This is a genomic window from Cypionkella aquatica, assembly GCF_030161095.1.
GTDB lineage: Bacteria > Pseudomonadota > Alphaproteobacteria > Rhodobacterales > Rhodobacteraceae > Cypionkella > Cypionkella aquatica.
On record NZ_BSPP01000002.1, the window covers coordinates 13,699 to 33,173 of the forward strand.

Below are 19,475 nucleotides of genomic sequence, written 5' to 3' on the forward strand. Positions count from 1 at the left end.
CATTTTCCTTTTCAAAGGCGGAGGTTTAAACCCCGCCCCGTTGCTGCCGTGGCCGACGGGTGTGATTGGCGGGGTGCGATATGTGTTGTCGTCTCATCAGTTAGGGCGGGTGCCTGCTTTGGTGGCGGTGATGCTCTTGATCGCTGCGACCATTGGCCAAAGTCCAAAGACGCTTGAGAAAAGCCCGCTTGACGAAATTCTTGCAACAACTGATCCGAGTGGCGTCGTAGCATGTCGAGCGTTTCGGGGCGCTCGGCAGAAAGAACGACCCGGACTGTATCGCCGTTCTGATGCAGTTGAAATTTGACGTGGCCAAGCTCTTCAGGCGACAGCAATACCTCAACTGGGCTAAGCGCGGCGCTTGATAGGTGTTGGACCAATTGCAAGGGTACCGAGGTCGGCATCGTTTGCAGCATGGTGTTGCTATTATGGGGTGGGGGCGTGCCAAGCAGATCAGGTGCATATGCTATAGTCGGACGACTCACCCCGCCGCTCTGCACACCGCTGACAGCGAGCGCGGTATCTGACGCCATGGTTTTATCTGAAAGTACATCCTTTGCAGAGACCGAGTTGGCTTCATCTACTTGGGCGTCAGTCACATCCAAAGGGATAACGTCTGCCGCAGGCAAGGTTGGCTCTCCTGGTTCGCCCAGAGCTTTGGGCGAGGTCATGGTATGTGTCTGCCAAAGCACTTGCGCGCGCAGTCCCGGGGCCGCTTTTTGTATTTGTCTATCAGTGAGTTCTGCGGAGATCGGACGCCAATCTGATGGCAAACGTTCTACGGTCTCGGCGTCTGCCACCAACATCTGGGCACCAACGGGAATTGTGGCCTGGCTGGGCGTCGAGGCTGGGTGCTGCATGCGCGCATGCCAAACCGTCTCTGCCTGCGAGACTGGTTGTGGGGGAGCTTCAAGGTCCAGTGTGCCTGTCGCTTCTTCGACGGGCACTTCAACGGCCAATGTAGGCAAAACATCTAAGTGCGGTGCCGCCCGTTTGACGGCACTTCGTGAATCAACCGCGCTTTCGGTCAAACTGATTCCGTCAACCGACTGCATTGTCAGGGTGCCGATCGGTGCGGGTAACCACATCTGCATCATCGGAGGCCCCTCTTGTCCTAAGATGCCTTGATCGGCCTCGCGCTGATCAAAAGGCAGGCTTGCTAAACTGGTTTCGCTTGTCGCAGGTTCAGCTGGGGTTTCGGCCGATCTGGTCAAAACGGGCTGCACTGGGGCAAGTCGCATCTGTGGCTTTACCATCGACACATCGGATAAATCTCCCTTCAGTGGAGAAGGTTCGGCGCTATCGAGTCGAATAGGCATTTGGGACAGCGGTGCATCAGCCAATGGGATCGGTATAGCTACAGGGATCCGATCGGACGTGGCTTCGGCTGTCCGGGTCGGCATAACTGTCAATTTTTGCTTGATTTCAGCGAACTGTAAAAACCCATGACCGAGTGCCAGCGAGAGCAGTCCAGCGGCATCCGCTTCGGGTTCTTCGGCGTCGGCTGCGGCCTCATCAAATGCGGTACCGAAACCGATAGCTTCCGGCATCTCAGACGAAGAGAACTCCGGCATTGCCGGAGCGATGACTAAACTTTGAGGGATTTTCGAAATCATCTTCCACCGACTTCTGCCGTTACTGGGCTCTTATCGTCGATATTGGTTACCACCTGTTTACCGCCACCGTGGATACTCATGAAAATCTGAACGATCTGGAGCCTTCGATGGAAATTCCCCCAACCCTTGCTACGCATCCGCGACCAAGGTCGCTCGACGATCGCCCGCTGATGGTGCAAGCGCGCGCGCTTGAGGCGAGTTTCTTGTCAGAAATGTTGAACTATGCCGGTGTTGGCAAGACCCCTGAGGGGTTTGGTGGCGGTATTGGCGAGGAACAGTTTGGCTCTTTTCTGCGCGACGAACAGGCCCGCCAGATGGTTGAAAAAGGCGGAATTGGTCTGGCTGAACAGCTGTTTAATGCGATGACAAAGGGCAAAAATGATGCGGGATGACATGCAGATTGAAGGCTTGCTGGATGCCATTCATGCGGCGATTCTATCGGCCGACTATACAGAGTTGGCAAGGCTCTCGCCGGAACTGGATGCGGCGCTGGGCCGCTTGGCACAACCAAGTGACTCCGCCCTGATTCTGCGCTTGCAGCGCAAGGCAGAGAGGAACGCCATATGTGCTACCGCAGCGGCAAAGGGCGTACGCGCCGCGATCCGGCGGCTGAATGAAGTGCGGCAAAGCCTAAACGGGTTGGTGACTTACGGCGAAGATGGCCAGCGGGTCGAGCGTGGCGGCCAGCCCGAATTTTCGCGGCGGCTGTGAAGGTTTACTTTAAATGCGATGGATATGGGCCGGGCGCATTAGAACTCTGTTAGAACTTCTGTCGCTTTACTCAACATGCATCCCACGACGGGGTGGCGCAGTTGGGACACTCCCTATCTGCACCGGGTAGAACGCCACATCAGCCATCGCAAGATGGTGCACCATGCCGGGCGCAAAGCGCAGGCAGATCGCGAAGGAACGGCCTATGTCGTCTATTTTGACTAACACCAGTGCCATGGTTGCGCTTCAGACCATGAAAAACATCAACAGTAACATGAATAAAACCCAGTCGGAAATTTCGACGGGCAAGTCGGTTTCAACCGCCAAAGACAATGCTGCAGTGTGGGCGATTTCCAAGGTGATGGAATCAGATGTCGAAGGCTTCAAGGGCATCTCGGACAGCCTCAGCTTGGGCTCATCGACGTTGACTGTCGCACGGGAAGCTTCGGAAACGGTGACTGATCTGCTGACCAAGATCAAAGGAAAGATCGTAGCCGCGCAGGAGAGCAACGTCGACCGCACCAAGATCCAGACCGATATTGATGCCCTGAAAAGCCAGATCGACTCAGTGGTCGGCGCTGCTCAGTTCAACGGGCTCAATCTGCTCGATGGCTCGCAATCCACGGTGGATGTGCTGTCTTCGTTGGATCGTAGCGGCTCGGGGGTTTCTGCGTCAAAAATCACCGTTACCGCGCAAAACCTGTCAACCGGATCTTACACTGCGAATGATGTGTTTGGTGCAAGCACCGGCGGCACTGTGTCCACGGATGCCGATACATTCGTGCTGACCTTGGATCAGGGGGGGGGCACCGATGACATCACCATTCAAGACGGGGCGACCGCTTGGGCGGCGGGCGATAAGATCAGCATGCGGATTGGCGATAAAACCGCATCCTATACAATCTCGGCAAGCGATGTGACCAGTGGGGCCAATGCGATCGCCGATCTGGTGGCAGTCGGCATGAAAAACGCCATCGATGCATTGGGCATTTCGGGGCTGACGGTTGATTATGATTCGGCAAACCCGGGACAACTGGCGTTTACAAATGACGGCACCAGTGACCTTTCGGTCAGCGGCCAATTCAAAAACGCCACGGCAGGCGGTCTGGGTGCGCTGGCATCGGTGGATGTGACGACCTCGGCGGGCGCTGCGACGGCGTTGGGCAGCATTGAAGCAATGGTGCAAACATCGATCGACGCTGCGGCAGAGTTCGGCTCGACTCAAACCCGGATTGAGACTCAGTCGGACTTCATCGGCAAACTGTCGGATGCGCTGAAGGCGGGTATCGGCTCGTTGGTTGATGCTGACATGGAAGAGACCTCGGCACGGCTGCAGGCACTGCAGGTGCAACAACAGCTTGCGACGCAGTCTTTGTCGATTGCAAACCAGCAGCCGCAGAACATCCTGGCTCTGTTCCGCTGATAGACTGGGCCGGGGGTTTTACTGCCTCCGGCCGCGTTTCTTGATGATCAGCGTTCTCTGACCCCTCAGATTTCCAGGAAGGAAAGCCCGTGACAGCTCACTTTACGGCGGCGCGCTCGGTCTATGCACGACCCGAAGCTCCGCAAAAAACCCCGCGCTCGCTTGAATATGATTTGCTTGCACGTATCACCCAGCGCCTGACCCAAGCGGCGGCGGCGCGGCGTGAAAACCACCCCGGATTTATTGCGGCATTGGACGAAAACCTGCGGCTGTGGTCAACATTGGCTGCCGATGTCGCAGACGCTGGAAACACTTTGCCGCAAAAATTGCGTGCCCAACTTTTTTACCTTTATGAGTTCACAAGTTTGCATAGCCGCGCGATACGCAATGACAAGGGCTCGGTAGAGGTTTTGGTCGATATCAACACCGCGGTAATGCGCGGTTTGCGTGGCCACGGCGGTGATGCATGAGCGGTCTGGTTTTAAAGCTTGGTCCACACGAACGGGTGCTAATCAACGGGGCAGTGATCGAAAACGGTGACAAGCGCTCGCGGCTTGCAATAATGACGCCAAATGCGAACATTTTGCGATTGCGGGATGCAATTCACCCTGAACATGCCAGCACACCGGTGCGCAGGGTGTGCTACCTCGCGCAGCTTGTGCTGTCAGGCGATGCCGAGGCGAGTGGCTCCAAAATGCCTTTGTTGCGTGGTATCGAGCAACTCAGTCAGGTGCTGGTAGATCACGACAGCCGGGCTCTGTTGGCACAGGCCACGGCAGCGGTGTTGGATGATCAACATTATCAAGCGCTGAAAGCCCTACGTGGGCTGCTGCCGAGGGAAGAGCGTTTGTTCGCGGCGCACGCGATATGAGTTATTCCCCAGCCATTCCACTTGGTGGCTATGCCGGCTGGGCGTATCTTAAGCGCACGATGGCAGCACAAAGCAAAGCTCTCAATAACACCCCCGAAGTCAAAAGCGATGAGTCATATTTTCGTGCTAACATCGGCAAAGTCACAACGGCAGCGCAACTCGTGGCAGACCGACGCTTGTTGAAAGTGGCATTGGGGGCTTTTGGACTTGAGAAAGATCTGAATAACAAATTCTTCATAGAGAAAGTGCTGCAAGACGGCACACTGAAGACCGGAACTCTCGCCAATAAACTGGCTGACAAGCAGTATCAGAAGCTATCTGCAGCGTTTGGATTTGGCGATTACGCTGTGCCGAGCACGCAGATATCAACTTTTGCAGATGGTATCATCGCGGCATATAAAGTCAGACAGTTTGAAACGGCTGTCGGCGATCAGAACGATGATCTGCGCTTGGCGTTGAATGTCGAGCGCGAGCTACCTTTACTTGCGGCCAAAACTAGCAGTTCGGATAACAGTAAGTGGTTCACGATTCTGGGCAACACACCACTGCGTACCGTGTTTGAAAAGGCGCTGGGCCTTCCCAGAAGCATTGGTGCCTTGGATCTGGATCGCCAACTGGCGGCTTTCAAAGCCAAAGCCAAGGCACAACTTGGCACCGACGCTGTCGCAGACTTCGCCGATCCCGCCAAGTTAGAGATCCTTACGCGACGTTTTCTCGTGCGATCAGAAGCGCAAAGCTATGCGCAATCGGGTAGCGGCAATGCGGCCCTGCTCTTGATGCAGCAAATATCGAGTAACGCTAGGTCGCGGTATACTTGACCCCTAAGATCGTTGCGAGACGACTAAAGCTGCCAGAGACACCTTCAAGCGGCGCTGCCTCGGCAAGAAATCCGTCCAAGCTTGGCCAGATTTTCATTGCCGCATCCACCATTGGATCAGAGCCTTTGACGTAAAGTCCGGCTTGGATCATCATCTCTGCCCGATCCCAAGCGCCGAGCAGCTGACGAGTTTGCGCGATTATCGCATTTTCCACCTCAGTCGCGGCCTCAGGCAAGCTACGAGAGACCGAACGCAGCAAATCAATAGCTGGATAGCGACCGCGCTCAGCAATCTTGCGATCCATGACAACATGACCATCCAAGACGCCGCGTAGAATGTCTGCAATGGTTTCTTCCATATCTGACCCTGCAACCAGCACTGAAAAAACTGCCGTGATGTCACCTTCCTGCTCTGGCCCAGGCCCGGCGCGTTCGGCCAGCGACATGATCGCTTGCGCGACTGAAGGCGGATAGCCTCGCAGAGCCGCTGTTTCACCAGAAGCGAGTGCGACTTCTCGATGCGCCTCTGCAAAACGGGTGATCGAATCGGCAAGGTAAAGCACATGCAGACCTTGTGCACGAAAATGCTCGGCGACGGACATTGCGGCCATAGCGCAGCGGCGTCGGGCCAAGGCCGACTGATCCGAGGTGGCAGTGACCAGAACCGAGCGTTTCATCCCCTCTGGCCCCAGCACACGTTCAACAAACTCTCGCAATTCTCGACCGCGTTCGCCAACCAATGCGATCACCACAACATCGGCATCCACCCCACGCGCGAATTTCGCCAGTAGCGAAGATTTACCTACACCAGAACCTGCAAACAATCCGATCCGTTGGCCGCGCACCAAAGGCAAAAGCGTGTCAAAAATCGCAACTCCAGTTGACAGTCGTTCGCCCAAACGTCGCCGTTGCGCAGCTGCCGGAGCCGCTGCATGTAAGGGGCGCTCGACCGGGCCGCGAAACAGCGGGCGGCCATCCATCGGGCGCCCGAAGGGGTCAACGATGCGACCAATCCAGCTGTCGTCAGGCGCAAGGCCAGCTGCACCCAACAGCTCAACTCCGGCATCGATGGCAAGCCCTTCGGGTGAACCGTCGGTCAGAACGATCAGCCCTTGTGCCGAAAGGTTCAGCACCTCGCCACCTAAGTAGCCGTCGATCACAACCCTGTCGCCCTTTCGCGCGCTCCGCTCAAGTCCCGTAACCCGCACAATGCCCCTGGCGATTTCCGCAACCCGGCCTAAAGGCTTTGTCGGCGCTACAGTCGCAATCTCTGCGCGCAAACCCTGAAAAACTTGGTCCATGAGATTCTCTCTTTGTTCGTGCTTACCCTTTCTAAAGGAATCACCGTTAAGCCTTGGTGAAGCGATCCAGGGAGAATCCCGATGTTTGAAAAACTTCAGCTGACCAATATGGCCAATGCCATGGCAGAACGTGCCGGTGCCCGGATGGGGGTTGTGGCGCAGAATATCGCCAATGCCGACACACCCGGTTACAAGACGATGGATACTCCGTCTTTTGCCGATACTTATCAAGACGGTGGTACCCCAATGCGGATGACGCGGCCCGAGCATATGATGGGGCAGGATCAGACCTCCGCTTCGATTCTGCGTGGTGCTAAAGGTTCCGGTGCGCCCAACGGCAATACCGTTTCACTGGAACAGGAAATGGTGAAAACTGTGACGATTCGCCAAGACCACGATATGGCCTTGGCGATCTATCGCAACACTTCCGAGATCATTCGTGCCAGCCTCGGCCGGGCGCGATAGGGGGTAGGGATGAGCGATCTTTCCACCTCATTAAGCTTTGCAGCCTCCGGAATGGAGGCTCAGGCGCAGCGACTGCGGCATGTTTCTGAAAACATCGCCAACGCTGACACTCCGGGATACCACCGCAAATTGGTTGGTTTTCGGGAAGCAATGGACACTGGTTTGGTTGAAACCACGCCAGTTCATTTGGATCAAAGCGCGCTCACCAGCGTTTATGATCCGGGCAATCCGCTTGCGGACGCCAACGGTCACTATGATGGATCGAACGTCGATCTGGTGATCGAAATTGCTGACGCGCGCGAAGCGCAGCGCAGTTACGACGCAAACCTCAAACTGTTCGATCAGGCGCGTCAAATGACGCAGAGCCTGTTCGACCTCTTGCGCAGATAGGAGATCCAGAATGGATATCAGAACGTCACTTGCCACCCAATCCTATAGCCAAGCACGATCCGCAGCGGCCCCAGAGCCTGCTGCGGACAGCGCCGAGGCGATGATTGGCCGGGCTGTTGGCAATTTTGCCGAAACCTTGGCCCAAGGCGAGCAAACCGCCCGCGCAGCTATGACTGGCAATGCAGATCCGCATGCTTTGGTGCAGGCCTTGGCCAGCTCGCAGCTGGCGGTAGAAACGGTTGCCACCGTGCGCGACAAGGTGGTGGAGGCATATCAGGAAATCCTGAGGATGCCAGTATGACCGATCAGACGATCTACGACATTTTGCGCCAAGCCCTCTGGGCTGCCGTGTTGATGTCGGCACCGATGCTTGCGGTTGCGTTGGTTGCAGGGGTCGTTATCGGGTTGTTTCAGGCGCTGACCTCTATTCAGGAAAATACCCTGACCTTCGTGCCAAAAGTCGGCGCGATGCTGGTGGTTTTCTGGGCCTCGATGAGCTTCATGACCGCCACGCTGGTAGCGTTTTTTCAAGATCGCATCATTCCGATGATTGCGGGAGGTTAAGATGGACTCCGCCTACTATACTTCGCTGACCCGTCAATCTGGGTTGATGCGCGAAATGCAGGTTGTTGCGAATAATATAGCCAACATCTCAACTACTGGCTTTCGTCGAGAAGGTGTTGTTTTTGAAGAATATATCAAAAACATCGACGATGGACCTTCGCTGTCTATGGCCACGGGAAATGCAAGGGTGGTCGATCTGGCCCAAGCCGGGGTTGCAGAAACAGGCGGTACATTTGATCTGGCAATTCAGGGTGATGGCTTCTTTCAGGTGCAAAGTCCGGATGGCCCAAGACTGACTCGGGCGGGCAGTTTCACCCCCTCGGCGACAGGCGAGATGGTGACAAATGATGGCTATCCGCTTCTGGATGAGGGTGGAACAGCGGTGGTGATCCCGGCCGATGTGGGGCAGATCGCAATCGCGCAGGATGGTTCGGTTTCGGCAAATGGCGTGCCTTTGGCGAAGATCGGCCTGTGGCAACCGGCTGATCCCCTTAGCCTGCAGCACCAATCGGGCACTCTGTTTTCGGCGAATGCGATGCAGCCCGCGACCGGCGGCGTGATTATGCAGGGCTATCTGGAAGACAGCAATGTGCAGCCGGTGCAGGAAATTGCTCGGATGATAGAGGTCCAACGCGCCTACGAGTTGGGCCAAAGCTTTATGGATCAGGAAGATAAACGCATGCGCGGCGTCATCGACACGCTGGGCCGATAGGAGATCAAGATGAACGCCCTTCAAATCGCAGCCACTGGCATGAGCGCGCAGCAAATGCGGGTCGATGTGGTGGCAAACAATCTCGCGAACATGTCTACCACCGGCTATAATCCGCGCAGGGCAGATTTTGCTGATCTGCATTATCAACAGCTTACAAGACCGGGCACGGTTTCGGCACAGGACGGATCGGTGCTGCCAACTGGTGTTCAAATGGGTCTTGGGGTGCGGCCTTCATCGGTTTCGGTGGTGCTGGGTCAGGGCACTTTGACCCAAACCGGCGGTGACCTTGATGTGGCAATTGAGGGCAAAGGCTACCTTGAGGTTTCGCTGCCAACCGGCGGCACCGGCTATACCCGTGACGGCGCGCTGAAACGCACGGCGGACGGGCTGATTGTAACCAATGATGGGTTTCAAGTTTCACCCGGTATCACTATTCCGACGGATGCGCGCGACATCAGCATCAATGCCAGTGGTGAAATTTATGCCAGTTTCGCCAATCAGACTCAGCCGCAACTGCTTGGCCAGTTGACCCTAGCGAACTTCACCAATGGCAAAGGCCTAGAGGCGATCGGCTCGGATTTGTTCATTGAAACAGCAGCTTCTGGGCCGGCGAATGTCAGCACTGCTGGTTTGGATGGCTTAGGCACGCTGCGGCAAGGCTATCTTGAGGAAAGCACCGTGGATTCAGTGCGCGAAGTGACCGAGTTGATCAAGGCACAGCGTGGATACGAGTTGAACGCCAAGGTGATCACTGCTGCTGACCAGATGCTATCTGCCACGACGCAGGTGCGTTGATGTGGCGTTTCCTGTTGATTTTTCTGGCGTTTCCAGCCCTTGCTGACAGTGTTGTCGCCACCCGGACCATCCGTGCGCACAGTCTTTTGACTGCCGATGATATGACATTGGTGGCAATGGATATTCAGGGGGCGCTGACTGATACTGCGGGCGCGATTGGCCAGGAAACCCGTGTTGCGATCTATGCGGGCAAGCCCATTCATGCAGACCAAATTGGCCCCAATGCCATCGTTGAGCGCAACCAGATTGTACCACTGTCCTACAGCGCGGGTGGTCTGAGTATTCTGACCGAAGGCCGGGCTTTGGCGCGCGGCGGTGTCGGTGAAACCATCGAAGTTATGAATCTGTCCTCACGCGCAAAGGTTGCAGGCCTGATTGGCCTGGACGGTGTGTTGCGTGTTGGCCCCTCTTTTTAAAGGACAAACCATGCGTCTCTTACTGTGCTCGCTGAGTGTGCTGACTGCTTGTGGCCGGATGGAGCAGGTTGGCCGTGCGCCAGATTTCACGCCTTTGGAAGGCAGCTATCAGCATCACGCGATGTATTCGACTCCGCTGCCGGAAAATGCGCCACAGAATGGGCCGACAGACGCCTCTTCGCTGTGGCAGGCTGGCAGCAGTTCGCTTTTTGGCGACAGACGCGCAGCGCGCACCGGTGATATTCTGACGGTTGTGATTGAGATCAACGACAGCGCAGAGATCAAGAATGCCTCCGGGCGCAGTCGCGCGGGATCAGAGAAAATGGCGATTCCGTCGCTGTTTGGTGTGCCAGAGTCAGTCAACCCGGACCTTCCCGATGGCGCAACATTGGATGACGCTGTGAATACCTCGTCGCAATCCAGCTATAAGGGGGATGGATCGGTCAAACGGAACGAAAAGCTGACGTTGCGGGTGGCTGCGACGGTGGTGGAGCAGCTTCCAAACGGTGTGCTGCGCATTGAAGGCCAACAAGAGGTTCGCGTAAACTTTGAAATGCGGGTGCTGCTGGTGACGGGATACGTGCGCCCGGTCGATATCTCACGCCAAAATGAAATCACCTATGACAAGATCGCTGGGGCGCAGATCTCTTATGGCGGGCGTGGCCAGATCACAGACGTGCAGCAACCCCGCTATGGCCAACAAGTGGCCGATATCGTTTTGCCGTTCTGAGGTGCATGATGATCCGCAAGCTTATTCCCGTACTTTTGGGTCTGATTGGCCTTGGCATCGGTTTGGGGGCAGGGTTGTTTCTGCGTCCAGCCGGGCACGAGGTTGCCAAAGCAGAGGGTGCTGAGGCGTCTGCTGCGGAATCTGGACATGGTGCTGAAGCAGATGAAGAGCATGCTGCACCAAAAGAAGGCGCCGACCATGCAACGACAGAGCATGTTGGCGCAACTGAAACCGAGCAGTCCGAGACCTCTGAGGCTGGTCCAGAATATATAAAGCTAAGCAACCAGTTTGTGATCCCGGTTGTTGAAAAGGGCAAGGTCGTTTCAATGGTGATTATTGCCCTGACCTTGGAGGCTGGCGGGGGCACTGGTGAGGAAATCTATGCCCGTGAACCGAAATTGCGTGATGGCTTTCTGCAGGTCCTATTCGACCATGCCAACTCAGGCGGCTTCAATGGTTCTTTTACCGACGGCGCCAATCTGGTGCTGTTGCGTCGCGCGCTGCTCGAATCGGCGCAAACCGTGATTGGCCCGAATGTGACCGATGTGCTGATCAGCGACATCGCGCGGCAGGACAGCTAGTCTAGTCTTCGTATCGCTTCCGATTTGCCAACTTCTGGGCCAAACCGCCCAGGGCATGCTTTTTACCAAAGGCCTCGCGCGCGGCATCTCGTGCTTCCATCAGTGTAACAGTTTGACGGGCGAGCAGCATGTTCAACTCGGCCCGCCGCGCATCTGCCCACCTTTCGTAGTTCAATGCAGTCATCGCTGCAGCAATCTCTGACAGATCGTGGGGCGCATAGCTTGGTAGCGTCAGCCCGGCCAGTTGCGTTTCACTTTCCAACTTGGCACGCGCGGCTGCCTGTAAAGTGGTCAGCCGGATGTCGAGCAGCAGACTCGACAATTGCTCAAGTTTGGCAAGCTGCTGCTTCTGGCTCATCTCACATAGACCTTTCTACGCTTGCGCATGGCTTCGGCAAAGCGGATTGCGGCGGCCACCGCACGATAGTGTTCGGGACGAATTTGCTGGCCGATCTCAACGCTGGCATAGATCGCGCGTGCGGTCGGCGGGTCGGGTTGCAACGGAACTCCGGCTTCTGCTGCTTTGGCACGGATGCGCGCCGCCACTTCATCGACGCCCTTCGCTACACAAATGGGCGCGCCACGGCCTTTGCGGTTCCACTTCAACGCGACTGCGTAATGGGTCGGGTTAACCACAACCACGTCGGCTTTGGCCACATCTTGTAACATGCGGTTGGTCGCTATTTCTTGGGCCCGCTGCCGCCGGTGTTGTTTGACATGCGGATCGCCCTCGGCATCCTTCATTTCGTCCATCATGTCTTTGCGTGACATCATGTTGCGACGACGGTGCTGTATATATTGCCAAATGTAATCGACTACGCCGAAAATGGTGATGATGATCGCAACCAACACCATGAATTTCATCAGTAGCTTGAGCATCAGCACGATGATTTGCTTGGGTTCCATGGTCAAGCTGGCGAGAATGTCGGCGGCGCTACCTGAGAGTTGCAGAACCAAAACAAGGGTGACAATCAGCAGTTTTGCGAAGCTTTTACCAAATTCAAACAGCCCATCGGGCCCAAACTTTTGCTTTGCTATGGCAGCTGGGGAGATGCGAGACCATTTCACCAGCAGTTTTTCCGGGGCAAAGTGAACAGCGCGCTGCGCAAATAGAACCAATACCACCGCGATCATCGGCACGGCAAACAGCGGCAGTGCGGTAGAGGCGAAGCTTAGCTCGATCCCTGCCAGTGGGGCGGCAGCATTGCCGAAAACCATGGGCGCAAGCCGCTCAGGTTGCTGAAGCATCGCCATCGCGATCTGACCAAAGTGTTGCAGCAGAGCGGAACCGCCGGCCAACCCAACCAGTACAAACCCAGCATAGCTTGCCGCTGTGTTCAGGTCTGCCGATCTTGGAATCTCGCCGCGTGCACGGGCCTCATCCAAACGTTTTTGCGAGGGTTCGTGCTGCTTGTCATCATCCTCATCACTCATGGCATAGCCGAAAAGGGCGAGACAAAGAATCCCTGCAAAGATTGCGACCAAAGTGCCAGTGCCAAGGGCAATGAAAGTGCCATCAATATCAGACCGCCCAACGTCAAGGCTGGTGCTCCGATCAACGACACCATGAGCGCGGGCATAGCGCGGTTGATGACGCCAATCGCTACGTTGTAAAGCAAAGCCGCAATGGTGAACGGGGCGGCAAGGCAGAATGCCAGCGAAAACGCATGGGTCACTTGCGACAGGCCCCATTGGGCAACATCTGCCGCAGCTGGCAGCCGGCCCATTGGCAAAAGCTGATAAGACAGAATGATGAGTTCGGCGGCACGGACATGCAATCCTGCCGCCACCGCCAGCGCCAGACCTGCCATCACCATGAGATTGCCTATGGCAGGCTGAGGCTCCGGTCCGGCCCCCCCAAACATCTGCGACAAGCTTGTGGCCTGCGCTGCAATCGCGCCCGCTATTTGCAATGCCAGAACAAACATCCGCAGACCGATGCCCAGCATCAGACCGACAACCGCCTCGATCAGCAGTGGCGCAAGCGTGGCCTGGGTTGGATCAGGCGAAGCTTGCGCGGCCGGGGCCACCACTGCCGTGAAGGTTAATGCCAAGACCAGGCGCACGCGCTGCGGCACCGATTGTTCGCCAAATGCCGGAAGCAATGACATCATCGATCCGACCCGCATGAAAACCAAAGCGCCCAGCCACAACAAGTCTGCCGCAATCCCGGTCAGCGCATTTGCATCTTTTATCAACTCATTCATGGCGGCACGATTCCAACCATGGCGGGACGGGCCTCCATCCCGATTTCTTCGTAAGACAGCACTGGCGCGGACATGCCTTTCGCGGCGAGGACTGTGCGCAAAAAGCGGCGGCGCAAAGTCGAGGTGACCAACGCCGGATAAGTTCCAGTTTCAGCCGCGCGATTGAGCCGATCTGCGATTGCGTTCGCCAGACGGCTGAATTGATCGGGCGGCAATGCTATGTCACGTTGACCGCGGTCACCTTCAATTTGATAGCTGGCAAAGGTTTTTTCCCAGTCGGGTGCCAGTTGAATAAGTGGTATCGTGCCGTCTTCCCGTTTCAGCTCGGCCACAAGTTGAAAGCCTAGACGTTGGCGGACATGTTCGCAAATCGCTTCGGGCGAGCCTAGGCCGCGGGCCTCGGCAATGCCTTCAAGGATCAGAGGCAGGTTTCGTATCGAAACCCGCTCTTCCAACAACAGGCGCAGTACCGTCAGCAACAGATCCACTGGCACTTTTTCTGGCACAAGCTCATCAAGCAAGCGGCGGTTTGCTTCGCTGCGGCTTGTATCAGAAAGCGTTGCAAATTCGTCAAGCAAGCGACGCAATCCGCGCAGAGACAGCAGCCGGGCGAGGTTGCCCCGGATCACTTCGAGCAGATGGGTGGCCAACACTTCTGCGGGCGATACGACGGTCAGACCCGTAAGGGCAGCATCTTCTTGGCTATCGGGCCTGATCCACCGCGCGGGGGCGCCATAGACTGGCTCTCGCACGTCTTGGCCGGGGGGGGCATCGACGCCATCCGCAAGCAAGATCAAGACTTTATCGGGCATCAGGACATCATGTACCCGCTCGACCCCTTGCAGACGGATGCGGTAGGTGCCGGGGCTTAAATTGGCCTCATCTGTCAGGCGAACTTCGGGCAGGATCAGGCCAAAGGCAGATGCGACATGTGTGCGCATATTGGAAATTCGCACATCCAGCCCTGTTGCAGGGTCAAGTACCATGCCCACCAGATTCGGCGCAAACTCGATATGAATCTCATCGAAATCCAACACATCCCCCATTTGTTTGCGACGCGGTGGATCTGCTTTTGGTTCGGGTAGAGCTGCTGCGCGCCGGGCTTTGCGTGACATTCCCCATGACGCCCAAGCCATCAGGGCAGCACTGGATATAAAGGGAAGAAACGGCATACCCGGAACCAAGGCAAACAGTGCCATCAACGCAGCGACAGTTCCCAAAGCACCAGGGTAGCGTCCAAGCTGTGCAAAAAATGACACGTCCGCCGCACCTTTGGCGCCACCGCGAGACAGCAGCAACGCTGCGGCTACCGAAATGATGACTGCAGGAATTTGGCTGACCAAGCCATCGCCAACGGTTAAAATGGCATACGTCTCAAAGGCTTGACCTATTGGCATGCCGTGCATCACCGTGCCCATGATCAAGCCCATCACGATATTCAAGCCAGTGATCATCAGGCCAGCCACGGCGTCGCCCTTGACGAATTTCGACGCGCCATCCAACGAGCCGAAGAATGTGGTTTCTGCCAGTTCCATTTCGCGTCGCCGTTTGGCTTCTGCATGGTCAATGGCGCCTGCGGCCATATCGGCATCGATCGCCAATTGTTTTCCCGGCATGCCGTCCAACGCAAAGCGCGCACCAACCTCGGCCATCCGCCCCGCGCCTTTGGTGATCACGATAAAGTTGACGATCAGCAGGACACAGAAAATTACCAAACCGAGCAACAGGTTGCCGCCCATAATGAATTCGGCAAACCCTTGAATGACATGACCAGCCGCAGCTGTCCCAGTATGGCCTTGTCCGATGATCAACTTGGTGGATGAGATGTTCAGCGATAAACGCAGCATCAAAGACGCCAGCAGAATTGTGGGAAATGCAGAGAAATCTAAGGGGCGCTCAATAAACAGGGTGACTGTCAGCATCAGAATGGCCAATGCAAAGGACAATGCCAGGCCCAGATCCAGCACCCAAGCGGGCATCGGCAAGACCATCATCATGATGACCGACATCAAGGCTAAGGCAAGCCAGATCGTCGGTTGGTAGAATGTCGCTGCGGTGATCTGAAGTTTCGGCATCTTACGGCACCGCTGCAAATAGTGGCGGGTTGCCTGCAGTCATTGGCACAAGTGACGCGCCCACCCCGCGAGAGCCCGCTTGCAACAGCGGAAAGTTATTGTTGCGGGATATCTGCGGTCGTATCGACATTGCCTGAGCCTCATCGGCTGGCAGCGCGGCACCCGTTCCCCGCAGTTCATTCAGAGCAGCTTCAACCTTAACGAGATATCCCTCAGCTTGCTCGGGGCTGCGGGAGTGATAGGCGGCGACCGCTTGTGGCCAACCACCTTCTGATACGAATAATTCTGTAAGAAATTCAGCCGCATAACGGGCGTTGATTTCTGGGTCAAACATGGCTTCGGTTGAGTCAAAGTTCTTTCCATGCCAGTGCATATTTATCTGAAAACAACCGACATCGTAGTTATCTTCACCCTTGGCCAGAAGGTCATCCGCAAAGTTGATGGCTTTGGTTGCATCGTCGAACCAATAGCCTTGGCCGGCCTGGTTCATGGCCCAAGGCCACGCTTCCGTTTCGCCGGATCTGCTGCGCCCCGCTTCGACGCGCGTGATTGCGAGTAGAAGTTCAAGGGGTACGATGCTGTTTTGCGCGGCGTGGCGCGCCGCCAGATCACACATTTCAGTGTAAGGTGCGCTGTGCGAAGCGCCACTGACACTCAACGCCGCGATTGCCAACAGACAGCATCGGTGGCCGACCGAGTTTGATCCCAAACGCATAGATTTTATCCGAATTCTCCGACACATTCTGTGTGGGTGCTGAAGTCAGACTAGGGTCCGAACCTTTCTAAAAGGTAAGCAAAGCCGGAAATTATGGTGCTTCAACTTGCGCCAGCAAAGATTGCACTACGCCAAGCGTCGCGTCGCTGTTGTCGATCAAGCGCTTTCCCTCTGCGAGCGGTCCGTCGCCCGCAGCACCCGATGCGGCTGGTTGTATCAAAGCGCTTGCCGCTTGCTTCCAGTGCTCTTCACCACGCAAGCTGACTTGCTGCCAGTTTTCAGATTTGGCAAGGGCGCGTGATTCTGCGATTGCGTCACCCGCCTGCGCGTAGATCAGTGCGGCTGCGGCTTCGTCACCGATTTGTTGCATCGCTTGTGCCCGAAGAACCAGAGCGGGCTTAGAGTTTTCGCCTGTCAGCACGCGCACAACCGCGCGCCCGTCTCGCCTTTGTAAGTGAATTGTGGCAAGCAATAAAGGATCAGCGGTGGTTTCAGCGTCCAGCCATTGCAGGCTGGCGTCGGCGAGCCCCAAATTAAGCAGCCTTTTCGCCAGCATGGGCCCGGCATCTGGTTGGCTCGCAGGCATGGCCGCTTCGCGCGGCAGCACGGCATGCCTTAGAATCTCATCATCTGTGCCTAAAAGTGCCAAGATGCGCCAGAGCTTTGGCTCTGTTTCAGGCGCAGTCGGCAGCAGGGCGAAAGCGCCATCCAGATCCCCCGACGCAGCTTTGGCCAACAGCAGCGCAGCGGGTGCAGCTGCCAAATCTGGTTGCTCTGCAACGACCGCCTCAAGTGCAGTGACGATGTTCGGATCAACGGGCAAATCTTGCGCAACTTGCGCTTCAATCAAAGCAACCAAAGCGGCAGGTGTGCCGGGGCCGGGATCGACAACCATTGTTTTCAATGTCGCTTCTGCAATCGCGGGCTGGCCTTGATACATTTCCAGCTTGGCCTGCAGCAGGCTGGTCTCTGAACCCGCGCCACCCGGCGCGCGCAGGATGGCATCCCGTACCCGCATCGCGACATCCGTCGCACCGACTGCCATGAGCCGGTCTGCCAGTGTTGGCCCAAGCCCACGCCTAAGGCCAATCGGCAAAGCGGAAAACGCCAAAAATGCGGCATTCGTGTTAACGCCATGCGCATCTTTGAGGTTGTCTTGAGCGAGTATAGCCCACAGCGCGGACGGGCCATCACATGATTGCTGAGCCAAAAATGCAGATTGTGGATCAGGGTTACCATCGACCAGATTGGCCATGCTCTGCCAAATCGCGCGGTCAGGCTGATCGCCTGGAAAGGCCAGCAACAGTTGCTTGGCTTCTGCACCGAATCCGATGAAGAGGTGAAAGCGAATGGCACGTTCAAGGATCAGGTCATCCTGCTGATCAAATTCCCCAACGAGGCCTTGGCTTGAAGCAGCCATCTGCGCAAAGATTGGAGTGTCGTCGCCCCAGGTTGAAACCGCAAGCCGCTCAGGATCAATGCAATTTTGGCCCTCTGCGCCAATGGTATCGTGAGTGGGCAGACCATCTGTCACGGATAGTCCGGGCAGCTCACCCAGACCTATGCGCGCGGAAGCAGGCGCGTGATTTTCGGTATCTGCGCTGGCGGCAGGAGTTATGGCAATATCAATCACCCCTTGCGACGCCCCGCGACTAAGTTGGTGCAACAGGGATTCGCGGAGCGTCTGCAGCGCGGGATCACTGGACGGTGGTGGGGCTAAAGTTGCTTGGGGGATTGGTTCACGCTCAGCACGCAGATCAAGAACAACATTCTGCGCCCAATCATAGTGTGGCACCGGTAACTTCGCGCTTTCAGGTTTGTGTCGTGCCGCAAGAGGTTCCTCAAATGAAGAGCCTTTCGGTGGCTTTCCATCTTTCAGATCAATCACCACAATACCCGGACGAAACTCGAAAGGAATGGCATAGCACGCACAGGCAACGGCAAGCTGCAAATCACCAGAATCGGGATCAGAGGAAATGCCGGCCAGCCGACCCTTGCCAATTGCCTTGAACGCTTGGCTGAAATCATAATTTGGACTGACATTGCGAACGTGCAGCAGATAGCCGTCATCGGTGCGGCCAACTTGCCAATCCACTGGACTTTCAAATTCAAGTACCAGCCGCGTAAAGCCGTCATGTTCACCTGATTTCACCAAAACCGGGTCTGCGGCAGCTGCGTTGAGCAAAACCAACCAAAAAGCGAAGGCGAAACGGATCATGCGGCCTCCTGCTTCAGCGCCCGAAGCGATTCCTCAATTGCAGCAAAGGTTGGGCGTACGTGATGTGGCGTGTTTTGACGTCCGACTTCGATGCAGATGTTGGGGGCATGCCGGTGCAAATTGGCCACCAAAACTTCACGGACAAGTTGATAGAAATGCCCATCATCCTCGACCACGGTTTTCACTCTGGCAGCAAACGGCCCCATAATGCCATAGGCGAGAAACACCCCCAGAAAGGTGCCAACCAAGGCAGAACCAATCATTTCTCCTAATATTTCAGGGGGTTGGTCCAAAGAGCCCATCGTCTTGATCACGCCAAGAACGGCGGCGACAATGCCCAGCGCGGGCAGAGCATCGGCCATGGATTGCAGCGCATGGCTGGAGTGCATTGCATGCGCCAAAGCGGCCTCAACCCGCTTGTCCAGCACCTCTTCAACTTGATGCGGATCATCGTAGTTCATCGCGGCCGCGCGAAACGTATCGGCGATCAGGTCAACAGTCTCGTGGTCGTGCTGAATTTTGGGGTACTTGCCAAATATCGACGATTCACCGGGCTTTTCAATATGCTCTTCAAGCCCAACAGGATTGGCGCGTGCGATGCGGATCAACTCAAACAGCAAACATAAAAGGTCGCGGAAATCGTCGGGCTTCCACTTTGGACCCTTGAAAACCTTGCTTACATCTTTCGCAGTGTGCTTCACGGCGGCCAGATCGTTCGAAACCAGAAATGATCCCAGTGCCGCGCCACCAATCATGATCATTTCAAACGGCAATGCCTCCATGATGGGGGCAAGGTGTCCGCCGTGGATGACAAATCCGCCAAACACCATGACGAGGATGACAATGATACCGACGATTCCGAACATGG

General features: G+C 56.2%; 24 protein-coding genes. 15 read left to right on the forward strand and 9 right to left on the reverse strand.

Annotated features, from left to right (window positions below; genetic code table 11):
- Positions 1-11: 11 nt before the first annotated feature.
- Entirely contained in the window at positions 12-1,616 is a 1,605-nt protein-coding gene (locus QQJ98_RS00750; RefSeq protein ID WP_284323405.1) for a flagellar hook-length control protein FliK, read from the reverse strand.
- Between the two features lie 107 nt (positions 1,617-1,723).
- Here QQJ98_RS00750 and QQJ98_RS00755 point away from each other — a divergent pair, with 107 nt between their 5' ends.
- The 6 genes from QQJ98_RS00755 (at position 1,724) to QQJ98_RS00780 (ending at position 5,439) form a co-directional block, all read left to right on the forward strand.
- Positions 1,724-2,008, forward strand: a complete 285-nt coding sequence (locus QQJ98_RS00755; RefSeq protein WP_431307771.1) for a rod-binding protein — start codon at positions 1,724-1,726, stop codon at positions 2,006-2,008.
- Positions 1,995-2,327, forward strand: a complete 333-nt coding sequence (locus QQJ98_RS00760) for a hypothetical protein (RefSeq protein ID WP_284323407.1) — start codon at positions 1,995-1,997, stop codon at positions 2,325-2,327. Before QQJ98_RS00755 ends, QQJ98_RS00760 begins: the two co-directional genes overlap by 14 nt.
- 205 nt (positions 2,328-2,532) lie before the next feature.
- Entirely contained in the window at positions 2,533-3,750 is a 1,218-nt protein-coding gene (locus QQJ98_RS00765; protein ID WP_284323408.1) for a flagellin N-terminal helical domain-containing protein, read from the forward strand.
- Between the two features lie 89 nt (positions 3,751-3,839).
- A complete protein-coding gene (gene flaF, locus QQJ98_RS00770) occupies positions 3,840-4,220 on the forward strand; it encodes a flagellar biosynthesis regulator FlaF (protein ID WP_284323409.1) in 381 nt (126 codons plus the stop codon).
- Positions 4,217-4,621 carry a flagellar biosynthesis repressor FlbT gene (flbT, locus tag QQJ98_RS00775; RefSeq protein ID WP_284323410.1) on the forward strand — a complete coding sequence of 135 codons (405 nt, stop codon included), beginning with the start codon at positions 4,217-4,219 and terminating at the stop codon, positions 4,619-4,621. Before flaF ends, flbT begins: the two co-directional genes overlap by 4 nt.
- On the forward strand, positions 4,618-5,439 hold the full coding sequence (locus QQJ98_RS00780; RefSeq protein WP_284323411.1) for a DUF1217 domain-containing protein: 822 nt from the start codon (positions 4,618-4,620) through the stop codon (positions 5,437-5,439). The genes flbT and QQJ98_RS00780 overlap by 4 nt, the downstream gene beginning before the upstream one ends.
- On the opposite strand, the gene QQJ98_RS00785 is transcribed toward QQJ98_RS00780, so the two are convergent.
- Positions 5,420-6,739: a FliI/YscN family ATPase gene (locus QQJ98_RS00785; protein WP_284323412.1), complete on the reverse strand. Its 1,320-nt coding sequence runs from the start codon at positions 6,737-6,739 to the stop codon at positions 5,420-5,422. The two genes, QQJ98_RS00780 and QQJ98_RS00785, sit on opposite strands and share 20 nt — an antisense overlap.
- 81 nt (positions 6,740-6,820) lie before the next feature.
- On the opposite strand from QQJ98_RS00785, the gene QQJ98_RS00790 reads away from it, so the two are divergent.
- Genes QQJ98_RS00790 through QQJ98_RS00830 form a run of 9 tightly spaced genes read left to right on the forward strand, consistent with a single transcriptional unit; the run spans position 6,821 to position 11,392 of the window.
- A complete protein-coding gene (locus QQJ98_RS00790) occupies positions 6,821-7,204 on the forward strand; it encodes a FlgB family protein (RefSeq protein ID WP_284323413.1) in 384 nt (127 codons plus the stop codon).
- A 9-nt stretch (positions 7,205-7,213) separates the two neighbouring features.
- A complete protein-coding gene (gene flgC, locus QQJ98_RS00795) occupies positions 7,214-7,594 on the forward strand; it encodes a flagellar basal body rod protein FlgC (protein ID WP_284323414.1) in 381 nt (126 codons plus the stop codon).
- Between the two features lie 10 nt (positions 7,595-7,604).
- Positions 7,605-7,895 (forward strand): flagellar hook-basal body complex protein FliE, encoded by a 291-nt coding sequence (fliE, locus tag QQJ98_RS00800; protein ID WP_284323415.1) that lies wholly within the window; start codon positions 7,605-7,607, stop codon positions 7,893-7,895.
- Positions 7,892-8,158 carry a flagellar biosynthetic protein FliQ gene (locus tag QQJ98_RS00805; RefSeq protein ID WP_284323416.1) on the forward strand — a complete coding sequence of 89 codons (267 nt, stop codon included), beginning with the start codon at positions 7,892-7,894 and terminating at the stop codon, positions 8,156-8,158. The genes fliE and QQJ98_RS00805 overlap by 4 nt, the downstream gene beginning before the upstream one ends.
- A 1-nt stretch (position 8,159) precedes the next feature.
- Positions 8,160-8,870, forward strand: a complete 711-nt coding sequence (locus tag QQJ98_RS00810) for a flagellar hook-basal body complex protein (RefSeq protein WP_284323417.1) — start codon at positions 8,160-8,162, stop codon at positions 8,868-8,870.
- A 9-nt stretch (positions 8,871-8,879) separates the two neighbouring features.
- The gene (gene flgG / locus QQJ98_RS00815; RefSeq protein ID WP_284323418.1) at positions 8,880-9,665 is read left to right on the forward strand and encodes a flagellar basal-body rod protein FlgG; all 786 of its coding nucleotides are present in this window, start codon (positions 8,880-8,882) and stop codon (positions 9,663-9,665) included.
- A complete protein-coding gene (gene flgA / locus QQJ98_RS00820; protein WP_284323419.1) occupies positions 9,665-10,081 on the forward strand; it encodes a flagellar basal body P-ring formation chaperone FlgA in 417 nt (138 codons plus the stop codon). Before flgG ends, flgA begins: the two co-directional genes overlap by 1 nt.
- 10 nt (positions 10,082-10,091) lie before the next feature.
- Entirely contained in the window at positions 10,092-10,811 is a 720-nt protein-coding gene (gene flgH / locus QQJ98_RS00825; RefSeq protein ID WP_284323420.1) for a flagellar basal body L-ring protein FlgH, read from the forward strand.
- Between the two features lie 8 nt (positions 10,812-10,819).
- Complete coding sequence (locus QQJ98_RS00830) at positions 10,820-11,392, forward strand: flagellar basal body-associated protein FliL (protein WP_284323784.1); 573 nt, start codon at positions 10,820-10,822, stop codon at positions 11,390-11,392.
- 1 nt (position 11,393) lies between these two features.
- On the opposite strand, the gene QQJ98_RS00835 is transcribed toward QQJ98_RS00830, so the two are convergent.
- The 7 genes from QQJ98_RS00835 to motA form a co-directional block, all read right to left on the reverse strand.
- Positions 11,394-11,750 carry a hypothetical protein gene (locus QQJ98_RS00835; RefSeq protein ID WP_284323421.1) on the reverse strand — a complete coding sequence of 119 codons (357 nt, stop codon included), beginning with the start codon at positions 11,748-11,750 and terminating at the stop codon, positions 11,394-11,396.
- A complete protein-coding gene (locus tag QQJ98_RS00840; protein WP_284323422.1) occupies positions 11,747-12,826 on the reverse strand; it encodes an EscU/YscU/HrcU family type III secretion system export apparatus switch protein in 1,080 nt (359 codons plus the stop codon). The genes QQJ98_RS00835 and QQJ98_RS00840 overlap by 4 nt, the downstream gene beginning before the upstream one ends.
- Entirely contained in the window at positions 12,823-13,599 is a 777-nt protein-coding gene (locus tag QQJ98_RS00845) for a flagellar biosynthetic protein FliR (RefSeq protein ID WP_284323423.1), read from the reverse strand. The genes QQJ98_RS00840 and QQJ98_RS00845 overlap by 4 nt, the downstream gene beginning before the upstream one ends.
- On the reverse strand, positions 13,596-15,674 hold the full coding sequence (gene flhA, locus QQJ98_RS00850) for a flagellar biosynthesis protein FlhA (RefSeq protein WP_284323424.1): 2,079 nt from the start codon (positions 15,672-15,674) through the stop codon (positions 13,596-13,598). Before flhA ends, QQJ98_RS00845 begins: the two co-directional genes overlap by 4 nt.
- 1 nt (position 15,675) lies before the next feature.
- Positions 15,676-16,389: a transglycosylase SLT domain-containing protein gene (locus QQJ98_RS00855; RefSeq protein ID WP_284323425.1), complete on the reverse strand. Its 714-nt coding sequence runs from the start codon at positions 16,387-16,389 to the stop codon at positions 15,676-15,678.
- Positions 16,390-16,480: 91 nt separating this feature from the next.
- Positions 16,481-18,607 (reverse strand): hypothetical protein, encoded by a 2,127-nt coding sequence (locus tag QQJ98_RS00860; protein ID WP_284323426.1) that lies wholly within the window; start codon positions 18,605-18,607, stop codon positions 16,481-16,483.
- Entirely contained in the window at positions 18,604-19,473 is an 870-nt protein-coding gene (gene motA, locus QQJ98_RS00865; protein ID WP_284323427.1) for a flagellar motor stator protein MotA, read from the reverse strand. Before motA ends, QQJ98_RS00860 begins: the two co-directional genes overlap by 4 nt.
- Between the last annotated feature and the right edge of the window lie 2 nt (positions 19,474-19,475).

Coding starts and splice junctions, on each gene's coding strand:
- QQJ98_RS00750 (WP_284323405.1), bottom strand. CDS start 1,616: ATGATTTCGAAAATCCCTCAAAGTTTAGTCATCGCTCCGGCAATGCCG.
- QQJ98_RS00755 (WP_431307771.1), top strand. CDS start 1,724: ATGGAAATTCCCCCAACCCTTGCTACGCATCCGCGACCAAGGTCGCTC.
- QQJ98_RS00760 (WP_284323407.1), top strand. CDS start 1,995: ATGATGCGGGATGACATGCAGATTGAAGGCTTGCTGGATGCCATTCAT.
- QQJ98_RS00765 (WP_284323408.1), top strand. CDS start 2,533: ATGTCGTCTATTTTGACTAACACCAGTGCCATGGTTGCGCTTCAGACC.
- flbT (WP_284323410.1), top strand. CDS start 4,217: ATGAGCGGTCTGGTTTTAAAGCTTGGTCCACACGAACGGGTGCTAATC.
- QQJ98_RS00780 (WP_284323411.1), top strand. CDS start 4,618: ATGAGTTATTCCCCAGCCATTCCACTTGGTGGCTATGCCGGCTGGGCG.
- QQJ98_RS00785 (WP_284323412.1), bottom strand. CDS start 6,739: ATGGACCAAGTTTTTCAGGGTTTGCGCGCAGAGATTGCGACTGTAGCG.
- QQJ98_RS00790 (WP_284323413.1), top strand. CDS start 6,821: ATGTTTGAAAAACTTCAGCTGACCAATATGGCCAATGCCATGGCAGAA.
- flgC (WP_284323414.1), top strand. CDS start 7,214: ATGAGCGATCTTTCCACCTCATTAAGCTTTGCAGCCTCCGGAATGGAG.
- fliE (WP_284323415.1), top strand. CDS start 7,605: ATGGATATCAGAACGTCACTTGCCACCCAATCCTATAGCCAAGCACGA.
- QQJ98_RS00805 (WP_284323416.1), top strand. CDS start 7,892: ATGACCGATCAGACGATCTACGACATTTTGCGCCAAGCCCTCTGGGCT.
- QQJ98_RS00810 (WP_284323417.1), top strand. CDS start 8,160: ATGGACTCCGCCTACTATACTTCGCTGACCCGTCAATCTGGGTTGATG.
- flgG (WP_284323418.1), top strand. CDS start 8,880: ATGAACGCCCTTCAAATCGCAGCCACTGGCATGAGCGCGCAGCAAATG.
- flgA (WP_284323419.1), top strand. CDS start 9,665: ATGTGGCGTTTCCTGTTGATTTTTCTGGCGTTTCCAGCCCTTGCTGAC.
- flgH (WP_284323420.1), top strand. CDS start 10,092: ATGCGTCTCTTACTGTGCTCGCTGAGTGTGCTGACTGCTTGTGGCCGG.
- QQJ98_RS00830 (WP_284323784.1), top strand. CDS start 10,820: ATGATCCGCAAGCTTATTCCCGTACTTTTGGGTCTGATTGGCCTTGGC.
- QQJ98_RS00835 (WP_284323421.1), bottom strand. CDS start 11,750: ATGAGCCAGAAGCAGCAGCTTGCCAAACTTGAGCAATTGTCGAGTCTG.
- QQJ98_RS00840 (WP_284323422.1), bottom strand. CDS start 12,826: ATGAGTGATGAGGATGATGACAAGCAGCACGAACCCTCGCAAAAACGT.
- QQJ98_RS00845 (WP_284323423.1), bottom strand. CDS start 13,599: ATGAATGAGTTGATAAAAGATGCAAATGCGCTGACCGGGATTGCGGCA.
- flhA (WP_284323424.1), bottom strand. CDS start 15,674: ATGCCGAAACTTCAGATCACCGCAGCGACATTCTACCAACCGACGATC.
- QQJ98_RS00855 (WP_284323425.1), bottom strand. CDS start 16,389: ATGCGTTTGGGATCAAACTCGGTCGGCCACCGATGCTGTCTGTTGGCA.
- QQJ98_RS00860 (WP_284323426.1), bottom strand. CDS start 18,607: ATGATCCGTTTCGCCTTCGCTTTTTGGTTGGTTTTGCTCAACGCAGCT.
- motA (WP_284323427.1), bottom strand. CDS start 19,473: ATGTTCGGAATCGTCGGTATCATTGTCATCCTCGTCATGGTGTTTGGC.